Consider the following 10,550-nt stretch of genomic DNA (forward strand, 5'->3'; position numbering starts at 1 on the left):
ACAATGGGGTCCACTTTACCCAACGGGAGTTTGAATCCTCCTGTTGGGTTAAATGACAACTTTGGATTCCGTCAAGTAACTTCCCCTTTTGAAAATAGATGAGAGCTAGCCGAAAGGCTGGGATTTATTCTAAGAATATATCCCAGCCCTTATTTAAATGAGGAACCAAGTAACCCTATCCATATTATGAATAGTTAATGATTTCTTTGCTCTAACTCATCACGCAAGATGATGTACAACTTGTTAGTGATGATTTCATTTTTGTGCAATTTATTCAGGGTAACTTCCTGCAGTACCGTTAATGATTGAGTTGCTTCGGCTTCATTAAGCTGATTCAGCAGTTCTTCATCTTTGTGTATCACTGATTGCATTTTAGCCTGGTTATTTGCTTGTAAGGCTTTGTATAAAGTTAGCAATGTTTCCATTGCGGCTTTGTCGTCGAATACGGCTTTCAAGCTGGAATTCTCAACGGCTATCAGTTCTTTAACTACAATGCCGCTGATTTTACTCAAAGCCCGGTAATAGCGATATAGCTCTTCAGCCTTGAAAGAATGGTCGCGCCAGAAAGCCAGCCGGCTGACCATGAGCACGAAGCGTTCCAGGCTGTCGATCGGAAAATGCTCATTAATCGATTTAACCTGTTGTTGTCCACGTTTGATACGCTCGGTTTGGATGCTGAGCATATTGGTGATTTTTTTGTAAGTTTTTTCCTCGATTTCACCGCGTTGAAAAATTTCTTTTAATTCTTCTTTTTCAATACCCAGGGCATAGGTTCGCAGCATGTTTTCTATTAAGGTATCTGAGTCGCCGATGGCATTTTTACATTCCAGACAGGCTATTTGATACAGGCTTTGATAGCGTTGTTTTAGATTTTCGTATTGTTTGGGCGTTAATTGATGTTCGTTTTGCAGATCATTCAATTTCAGCAGTAATTTGTCATAAATCTGCGCCTTACTTTTGTGATAACCCACTTTTTCCATGTCGGTCAAGGCATCAATGCCTAGGGCATGCATGACTTTGCCGATGGTGGTGGCTTTTACCAGCAAGGTAAAATAAATGCTGCCGATAGTGACCGCAGCAACAAAGTCTTTCACACTGAATTTAAAATTCCAGCCGGGTACCGTTAAATCATCCGGAATTAACAGCACCATGATCACAGCCAGCGAGCCACGCAAACTACCCCATGCCATTAAATGCATCCAATTACGTGGGATGGGTCGTTCCTTGCCGGTTTTATTTAACAACCACATCAAAGGATAAACTGATAAGGCACGCCCGATCACCACTGTAACAATCGCCAGCATGATAGGCAGAAAGGCAATATTTAGATCAATGGCCAAGTCGGCGAACAATAGCCCCATTAAAATGAAGACTAGCGAGTTGGTGACAAAGGCAAAATAGCCCCAAAACTTTTCCATGTACTCTTCAACATCGGGCGACATTTTATAGCGCCCGAAGTTGCCAATAACCATGGATGCTACCAAGGTGGCAATGATGGATGATAGGCGGATATGCTGACCGGCAATCACAAAATGTTCGGAAATTACTTCAGTCAATATGAAAGTAAAGTGAGCGACCAATAGGGTCAAGGTAATTTCCAAATGCTCATTGCCACGGACAGCTTCTATGAGTTTGGCGAATATAAAGCCCATCATCAGGCCGAATACGATACCGCCACCCAGCATGGTTACAAAGGAAAACAAGGCCAAAGCTGCAGATTCGTAGCCGTGATAGCCTTCCACTATCATTTCAAGAATAATTAAAAATGCAGCGAAACCGGTGGAGTCATTGAATAAACTCTCACCTTCAAAGATTAAAGTTAAACGCTGCGGTGCGCCGTATTCTTTAAACAAAGCCAGTACCGCAACCGGGTCAGTAGAAGAGATGATGGCGCCAAAAAGCAAAAGCACCAGCATGGGTACATGGAAGCCGACCCATTCAAAGGCATAAAAGCCACCGATACCGATAAATAAAGTTGAAATCAACAGGCCCACAACTGCCAGTAAGCCTATGGAGTAGATATTTTCCGTAACGTACCGGATATTCATGTTATAGGCAGATTCAAATATCAGAATCGGTAAAAACACAAAAAATAGTAATTCCGGTGTTAGATCAAAGCTGGTGATAAACGAAAAAAATTCGATATGTGAAATAGGCACTAATAGTGAGCCGGCAATCACCAGTAATACGGTGTAAGGCAGTTTGAGTTTTTTTGACAGCAAAAATACTGCCAAGGAGATCAGCATCAGGCTGAAGAGCGATAAAAATACGTCGAGATTCATGGGCGATTCTCCAAAATCTGAGTTGCGGCATCAAAGCACTAAGGCAGTTGCGATGATCGATGTCGCAACTGCCTTAGGCAACCATTTAACCCTGATTATTCAGGTTTGCTTAAAATTTAAATTAGCCTTCCATGGCTTAAACAAAGCGTTACGTTAGGCTTGTCTCAGACTTTTTCCAATAAATAAGTCAGCCACAACGAGGATAGTTTTTCCTGTACGGTATTCTGTCGTAAGCGGGCCTGCAAATTAGGGAAGTCGACATGATCTAGCGCCTGATCCTGGTTGTAACAGGAGTACATAAAGCTGGCTTCGCCCGTTTCTGGATCGACATGCTTGCATAAACATTGCGCGCAAACGCCTTTCATCATGCATTGCATGGGCGAGTTTATCGAACCTATGGCTTCATGGTCAGGTTTTAGATAAGGTTTCAGCGCCTCAAAACGAGCTGCTTTGACGGCCGCCATCATGCGATCAGAACCAATTACGATCAGATGATCAACATCCTGCAGCTTGAGGGCCGTTTCGCCCATTTCACCGCTGGCGAATGACACCATGGCTTCGACGATATTGCCGACAAAAGTTTTGTCCTGCGGACGAGTCACTGGAATTGCATCGTTACCAGGTCGCTTATCTACTGCCCAGACGATCAAATCTGAAGCCTCTTCGATGTCTTCTACTTTAAACAAGTCTTCCCGGTTGCGGTAACCCGCGAAATAAATCACCTTGTTGCCGGCGTTGCGCATGGCTTTGCCGATAGAAAACAGTACGGCATTACCCAAGCCACCACCCAGTAACAGCACGGTTTTACCGGTTGGAATCTCGGTTGGTGCACCAGTGACGCCCATTAATACCAGTGGGTCGCCAGCTTTCCAGGTGGCGCACAGACGGCTGGAACTGCCCATTTCCAGCGCAATTAAAGATACCAAACCTTTTTCTTTGTCTACCCAGGCACCGGTTAAAGCCAGGCCTTCGGCAGCCAAACGGGTGCCTTCAACCACAGGTGCGAGTGATTCATAGTTCTGCACCCGATAGAATTGACCCGGTTCAAAGTTTTTGGCAGCTGCCGGGGCTTTGATAACCACTTCTATAATTGTCGGCGTTAAGCGATTTACTTCGACGACATGCGCTAACAGATTGTCATCCAGCTGTTGCTGAAAAGCCTGTAACGCCAATTCGCGCTCCGCTTGTTTGGATACATCCAATGTCGATAATTCATCTTCGAATAGTTTTACCACATACGGATAACCATCCTTGGCGCTGGCCATGGCTTTTACTACGTTGCCGGCGTAAACCGGATGGTTGTCGCCGTAGAACGTAATATAACGACCGTTACTACTGTAAGAAGTAAAAGGTGCCGGTTTGCCAACTTTGACTTGGGTTTCGTCGTTTGTAGGCACCAGATCAGCCTGGCCTTGCAACCATTCAGGTTCATGGCGCTTGTAAAACTTGTGATCCATGACAAAGGTGCCAGGATGTTCGGATTGATATATGGTGTTGGGTGCTGTGCCGGCGGCAACGAACAAACCACGAAGATTCACTTCGACTTCATCGGTTTTACGCCATCTGCCTTCTTGCTCGGCCAATTTTTCAAAACGAACGGCTTGCAGATGACCATACTGATCTTCAATAGCTTCCAGCGGACTCATGCCTTCAGCTAAATAAATGCCTTCAGAAAGTGCTTCATGGATTTCTTCGTGATTTTGACGGTAAGCTGGTGAATCCTTGATACCCTTGCGATAGAACAGCGTCACGCCGCCCCATTGTTTCAGGAATGGCAGAAAGTCAGGGGTTTCACTTGCGGCAGCTGCGCGTTCGCGCTCTTGTTCAATGATACGGCCATGGGCAATAAATTCTTCCAGAATTTCCAGTTCCTCAGTGTCATAACGACCGCGAACTGTTTCTTCACCATATTCAGTAACTAATTTGTCATATCGCTTGACTATTTTGCTGACCTGAACCGGATAGTAGGCTAGCAGTTCGGTCGCAGTATCGATCGCCGTCAAGCCGCCGCCGATAACACCGGCAGGCATGCGAACTTGTAGATTGGCCATGGAGGAGTCTTTAGCCGCACCGGTCAATTGCAAGCCCATCAAAAAGTCCGAGGCTTTACGTATGCCGCGAATCAGATTGTTTTTCAGGTCAATGACAGTTGGTTTGCCGGCGCCGCTGGCGATAGCGATATGGTCGAAACCAAGTTCCCAGGCTTCATCAATGGAGATGGTGCCACCGAAACGCACGCCGCCATAACATTTGAATGCAGCACGACGCAGTAAAGTCAGGTAAATCACTTTCAAAAAGTTTTTATCCCAACGCACGGTGATACCGTATTCGGCCACACCACCAAAACCCAACATGACACGTTTATCCAAATCATCATACAAGCTTTGGAAATCCATGATGGGCATGGGTGGATTGTTTTTGTCGCCTGTCAAATGCAGTGGTAAAGGCTCAATTTTTAACGCATCAATACCTACCACGCCAAAACCTTCATTCAACAAATAATGCGCTAAGGTATAACCTGCTGGACCCATGCCGGCTACCATGACATTTTTGCCGTTATAGGGCAGGGCGGTTGGACGTTTGACGTTAAGCGGATTCCAGCGTGTCAACAAGCTATAAATCTCAAAGCCCCAAGGCATGAATAATACGTCGGTGAGCACGTTGGTTTCGATTTGCGGAATGTTGACCGCCTCGGTTTTTTGGTAAATACAACCACGCATACAGTCGTTGCATATCCGATGGCCGGTGCCGGGACACATCGGGTTGTCGATAATGATCATCGCCAACGCACCTATGTTATCGCCTTGGCGTTTAACCACATGCATTTCTGAAATTTTTTCTTCCAGAGGGCAACCAGTCATCAAAGCGTTCAGATGATTGGCTTTAAAGCTGCCGTCTTTTTTGTTTTTAATGCCTTTGGAGCAAGAGTCGTTGTCCCTGTCGTGGCAATAAATGCAATGATCGATTTCATACAGCGACTGTCTTAAATTAAAACGCTTATCGGTCAGGGCAAAGCCATCACGGCGCCGCAGGTGGTGTTCGCCACTTGCCCAGACATCATAGCCATTTTGATCAACGCTATCGTGGTCAACCAGATTGTCGAGATTGGTTTTTTGCGGTACTTTGAAACTTAACCATTTGGCAGTAAGGGCTTGTAATTCAGGCACTTGTTTGGCCGCAAAACTCCAGCGACAGACAATGTCCAACAGACAGGCAATCAAGGCAGCTGGACTATCATGGTTACCGCACAAGACTGTTGAATCGTTTATTCGGCTTTTTAATACAGCGACATCGATATCGCTTAAATCCTCTTTTTGCGATAAACGCCATAAATCAGCGCCGACTTGACTGACAGCAAGTTCTGCATCTTCATTGAATAGCGATTCCAAGCCTGTTGCTTCCAATAAAGCAGTCAGTTGGGCTTGTAATGCTGAAATGTCCCAATCTGCTATGGTTTGACCTTTAAAACGACTGGCCAATTTGCCGATAATTTCAGTACGGTAAACAAATACCGCATCAAATTCGCCGCGGATATGGCTGATTTGTTGTTCGCGTACGTCGGTGACATTAAATAATTTGGCAATAAAAGTACCTACGAAAGGCGCTGTTTTCACCAACAATTCGGAGATGGCTTCAGGTTTCATGCCTTCACCACTACAGGCACGGTAAGCCGCAATTTCGTCAAAAAGTGCTGAGTCGTGATGCTGTATTGATTCATCGAATACTGCCATTAAATCCGACAGGCGCTTGGCATCGTAAAGGTCTTTGTATTCAAAGCCGGGTATACCCAGCGTTAATTGTGTAAATTGGCTAGTGTTGAGCATTTGAGTCATCAAGTTGTTCCGTTAGTAGTCGCTTGTGAGATATTGGAATTCAAAATGTTAGGGCAATTCGTCCAGTACGCTTTCTTTTTGCGTGACTAATAAATCGTCCTTGTTCAGACCTAAAGCCAAGGCAATGGCGCTGGCTACATAAATCGATGAATAAGTACCTATCACCACACCAATCAGCATGGCGATGGCGAAGCCATGTATGGTTTTACCGCCCAGGAAAACCAGTGCCAGTACAGTCAAAAAGACCGTTAATGAGGTGAGGATGGTGCGACCCAAGGTTTCATTCAGAGCGGCATTAGTGATTTCATCGACCGAGATGTTTCGGCTGGAACGGGTGGTTTCGCGGATACGGTCGTAAACTACAATCGTGTCATTGATTGAATAACCGATAATAGCCAGAATAGCCGAAAGTACTGTCATATCGAATTCCCAGCCAAAAACCGAGAAAAAGCCCAATGTAATGACTGAGTCGTGAACCAAGGATAAAACGGCACCCACAGAAAATTTCCATTCAAAGCGAATACTGACGTAAATTAATACCCCAATAAAGGCAAATAATAAGGCCAGGCCGCCATCGTCCAGCAATTCATCACCTACTTGCGGGCCAACAAATTCCACTCTGCGCATTTCGCCAGGTTGCGGCTGGCTGGCATTTGCGGCTTCTAAAACTTGCTGACTTAAGTCTTCTTGTTTGACGTCTGCTACGGGCTTTAGTCTGAGTAATACTTCTTCAGAGCTGCCAAAATGTTGTACGTTGGCGTCGGCAAAGCCATGATCCGCCATGCTGGTACGCATTTTGTTTAAATCGACAGACTGATTAAAGTGCATTTCATAGACACTGCCGCCTGTAAAATCGATGCCTAGCGACAAACCGTTAACGAAAAACGATACTACTGAAATTAAAAGCAAAAGGCCGGAAAAAGCGAAAGCCAGCTTTCTTTTGCCGAGAAAATCAAGTTGTCGAATGGGTTTCATGCACAAATCCTGAGTAAAAATTGAATAAATGGTTATCGAAATATGCCGGTTTGCAGGCAATATTAGGCATCAAGACCGTGAATTGTACTATTTTCTCCAGAAAGCAGGCGTAAAAAGCACAACTAAGGTGAATACTTCCAGTCGTCCTAATAGCATGGTGATGGCACAAATCCAGGTTTGAAAATCATTCAGATGGGCGTAATTAGCGGCCGGGCCTACTGAGCCCATGCCCGGACCGGTATTATTGATACAGGCCATGACAGCACTAATCGCTGTAACGGGGTCCATACCGGTAAACATCAAGGTAAAAGTCATTACCACAACGGAAATAAAATATAAAAAAATGAACGCCAGTACAGCAAAAATGATTTGGTTGGCAATGGGTGTGTTACCAATACGCACTGGATTCACGGCACGCGGATGCAAAATGCTGAATAATTCCCGTCCGGCTTGTTTCCATAACAGTAAGGCGCGAAACATTTTAATGCCGCCGCCTGTTGAACCAGTACAGGGAACTATGCCGCTCAAAAATAAAATCAACCAAGGGATGAAAGCCGGCCATTTTGCGTAGTCTGTGCTGGAATAACCCGTGCCGGTGGCCACAGACACCGTATTGAAACTGACATAACGCAAGCCGGTAAAAAAGTCCGGAAAAACATCAAAATGCCAAATGTAAAATGCGCAAAGCAGAATGCTGCCGGCAACCAAGCCCAGCATGGGAATGGCTTCCGGGTCTAAAAAATAAGGTTTGATGCTGGCATGATGCAAGGCGGTGTAATGTGTGGCGAAATTCATGCCTGACAGTAACATGAAGATGGTAATCACCAGTTCAATCGCAGGCGAATTGTAATAACCAATACTGGCATCGTGAGAGGAAAAACCACCCAGCGATAAGGTGGAAAATGCGTGGCAGATAGCATCGAGCCAACCCATGCCGGCCAGATATAGACAAATAATGCAAAGCAAGGTGTAACCGACATACACCAACCATAACAGGCGGGCGGTTTGGGTGATGCGTGGGGTTATTTTACTGTCTTTGACAGGGCCTGGGATTTCAGCTTTATATAGCTGCATACCCCCTACGCCCAGCAGCGGCAAAATGGCCACGGCCAGCACAATGATGCCAAGACCGCCTATCCAGTTCAGTTCATGACGCCAGAGGTTTAAAGAGGGTGCCAGTTGATCCAATCCCACCAATACAGTGGCGCCGGTGGTGGTAAAGCCGGACATGGTCTCAAAAAACGCATCGGTAAATGATAGTCCTGGTATTCCCCAAAGCAAGGGTAACGTAGCCGCAGAAGCCATCAACAACCAGAAGAAAGCCACCAACAAATAACCGTCGCGGGTTTTTAGGTCGCCGCGAAATCTCATAGTCGAGGCAGCCAAAATCCCACCGGCACCAATGTTGATCGACATGCCACGCAAAAAGTGATTCGTCATGCCGTCATCAAAATACAAAGACGTCGCAATGGGGAAAATATAAGTAAGTCCAAAAACCATCAAAATAAGGCCGAGAACAAAGGCAAGGGTACAAAAACGTTGCATAGATTGCCTGTTTTAACAGATAAAAATCGGCGGGTTGTGGAGCTTGGATCAAGTGAGGAACACAAATTGTAACAAACAATCACAGAAAGTCATGTTGTCACACAATCTTAAACTTTCCTTCACAAGCCTGTAACAAAGTACTCGTAAGCTGCACGCTGACTCTTAAAGTAAACGATAGCAAGGGAAAAAATAGGTTTTCCAAAACCGTCACAAATTGGTTGTGACAACCACTGGAGCGTGTGATGAAGCTGATTTATTCGATACACCAGTTTGATGTGCAAATGTTCGTAGGCCTTAACAACCGGGTCATGCATGGCGGCTTAGTAAAATTTTGCCGGGTGATTTCGTTCACCGGTGATGGGTTGCTTTATGTGGCATTGGCTGGCTGTTTATATTGGCAACATGGCGCAGCCGATCTTTTGTTACAAACATTGTTGTTGGGATTTGCTGTGGAAAGGCCGGCGTATTTTATTTTAAAAAACAGCTTCAAACGTAACCGGCCACAACAGGCTATCAGCGGTTTCCATAGTGTCATTAAGCCTTCCGATCAGTTCAGCTTTCCTTCCGGCCATACCTCAGCGGCATTTTTAGTGGCCACATTAGTGGGTTACTTTTTGCCTTCCTTACTGATCTGTTTGTATTTTTGGGCGGTTTTGGTTGGATTTTCCAGAGTGGTGCTAGGTGTGCATTTTCCTACGGATACTTTAATGGGGATGGTTTTGGGCACTAGCGCAGCATTTTTTAGCCTTAACTACATTTTATGATGAAAATTTTTTACGGAGTGCAAGGTACCGGTAATGGGCACATTACTCGGGCTCGTGTGATGGCGCGAGAACTGTATGCTGCAGGTTTTGATGTCACCTTTCAATTTACCGGTCGACCCGCTGACAAATACTTTGATATGGAAGTGTTTAATGGCTATCAAACTCGCGAAGGTTTGACATTCAACACCAGCAAAGGCCAAGTGTCTTACTTGAAAACAGCTTTACAAGCTAATCCTATCCGTTTTGTCAAAGATATCAATACATTGGACTTGAGTGCTTTTGACTTAGTCATTAGCGATTTTGAGCCGGTGACCGCCTGGGCAGCCAGAAAACAGAAAAAAAAGGTGATTGGCATCGGTCATCAATATGCTTTCAATCATAATATTCCTCGCAAAGGCTCCGATCCTGTGGCGGATAGAGTGATGAAACATTTTGCACCTGCCGATATAGGCGTGGGTTTGCACTGGCATCATTTCGGCCAAGCCATCTTGCCGCCGATTATTGAAACGCCCGAATTTCCTACGATTGTGCAAGCTGACAAAATTGTAGTTTATCTACCGTTTGAAGATCCCAATCTAGTCATGCGGCTTTTATGCCCGTTTGAAAACTTTCAGTTTCATGTTTATGCGCCGGATGTTATTACGTCTAAATATCCGAACATAGTCTTCAAACCCTTATCACGCGATGGTTTCCAAAAGGATTTGTATGATTGCTCGGGCATCATCAGTAATGCCGGCTTTGAGTTGGCGAGTGAGTCCTTACAATTAGGCAAGAAAATTCTGGCAAAACCACTACACGCGCAAATGGAACAAATTTCCAATGCGGCTGCCTTGGAGCAATTAGGTTATGGCCACACCATGTTCGATCTGGATACTCAGATCATCGAAGACTGGTTGCATAATCCGCATGCTGTGCGTGTGACTTATCCTTGTGTGGCGGAAGTGCTGGTTCAGTGGCTAAAAGATGGTATGCCGGACATGGACCATGCTTTTGTTGAAAAGGTTTGGGAGCAGGTGGAAGTGCTGCAAATAAAACGCTAAGGAATAAGCATGGAATATCATATGCAAGAATTCGTTGTAGGTGCGGATTTATCCGCACAGTGCGAATAAATTCGCACCTACAGCTGACAAGCTTGTTTCATGCGCATTCCT

At 45.2% G+C, this 10,550-nt stretch carries 6 protein-coding genes; 2 read left to right on the forward strand and 4 right to left on the reverse strand.

The genetic code is table 11. The features are described from left to right. Positions 1–194: 194 nt before the first annotated feature. The 4 genes from A1359_RS17980 to A1359_RS17995 form a co-directional block, all read right to left on the reverse strand. Complete coding sequence (locus tag A1359_RS17980; RefSeq protein WP_066986503.1) at positions 195–2,282, reverse strand: cation:proton antiporter; 2,088 nt, start codon at positions 2,280–2,282, stop codon at positions 195–197. Between the two features lie 164 nt (positions 2,283–2,446). Next, positions 2,447–6,115, reverse strand: coding sequence for a pyridine nucleotide-disulfide oxidoreductase (locus tag A1359_RS17985; RefSeq protein ID WP_066986506.1), 3,669 nt, complete (start codon positions 6,113–6,115; stop codon positions 2,447–2,449). 48 nt (positions 6,116–6,163) lie between these two features. Then, positions 6,164–7,090, reverse strand: a complete 927-nt coding sequence (gene secF, locus A1359_RS17990) for a protein translocase subunit SecF (RefSeq protein ID WP_066986509.1) — start codon at positions 7,088–7,090, stop codon at positions 6,164–6,166. A gap of 87 nt (positions 7,091–7,177) precedes the next feature. Beyond that, on the reverse strand, positions 7,178–8,635 hold the full coding sequence (locus A1359_RS17995) for a TrkH family potassium uptake protein (RefSeq protein WP_066986512.1): 1,458 nt from the start codon (positions 8,633–8,635) through the stop codon (positions 7,178–7,180). A 242-nt stretch (positions 8,636–8,877) separates the two neighbouring features. On the opposite strand from A1359_RS17995, the gene A1359_RS18000 reads away from it, so the two are divergent. Both A1359_RS18000 and A1359_RS18005 read left to right on the forward strand, forming a co-directional pair. Further along, entirely contained in the window at positions 8,878–9,399 is a 522-nt protein-coding gene (locus tag A1359_RS18000; protein ID WP_066986515.1) for a phosphatase PAP2 family protein, read from the forward strand. Next, positions 9,399–10,439 carry an MJ1255/VC2487 family glycosyltransferase gene (locus A1359_RS18005; protein ID WP_066986518.1) on the forward strand — a complete coding sequence of 347 codons (1,041 nt, stop codon included), beginning with the start codon at positions 9,399–9,401 and terminating at the stop codon, positions 10,437–10,439. The genes A1359_RS18000 and A1359_RS18005 overlap by 1 nt, the downstream gene beginning before the upstream one ends. Positions 10,440–10,550: the final 111 nt, after the last annotated feature.

The organism is Methylomonas lenta, assembly GCF_001644015.1.
Taxonomy (GTDB): Bacteria; Pseudomonadota; Gammaproteobacteria; order Methylococcales; family Methylomonadaceae; genus Methylomonas; species Methylomonas lenta.

Excerpts from the sequence above, each read along its gene's own strand:
- secF (WP_066986509.1), bottom strand. The coding sequence starts at position 7,090 with ATGAAACCCATTCGACAACTTGATTTTCTCGGCAAAAGAAAGCTGGCT.
- A1359_RS17985 (WP_066986506.1), bottom strand. The coding sequence starts at position 6,115 with ATGACTCAAATGCTCAACACTAGCCAATTTACACAATTAACGCTGGGT.
- A1359_RS17995 (WP_066986512.1), bottom strand. The coding sequence starts at position 8,635 with ATGCAACGTTTTTGTACCCTTGCCTTTGTTCTCGGCCTTATTTTGATG.
- A1359_RS18000 (WP_066986515.1), top strand. The coding sequence starts at position 8,878 with ATGAAGCTGATTTATTCGATACACCAGTTTGATGTGCAAATGTTCGTA.
- A1359_RS18005 (WP_066986518.1), top strand. The coding sequence starts at position 9,399 with ATGAAAATTTTTTACGGAGTGCAAGGTACCGGTAATGGGCACATTACT.
- A1359_RS17980 (WP_066986503.1), bottom strand. The coding sequence starts at position 2,282 with ATGAATCTCGACGTATTTTTATCGCTCTTCAGCCTGATGCTGATCTCC.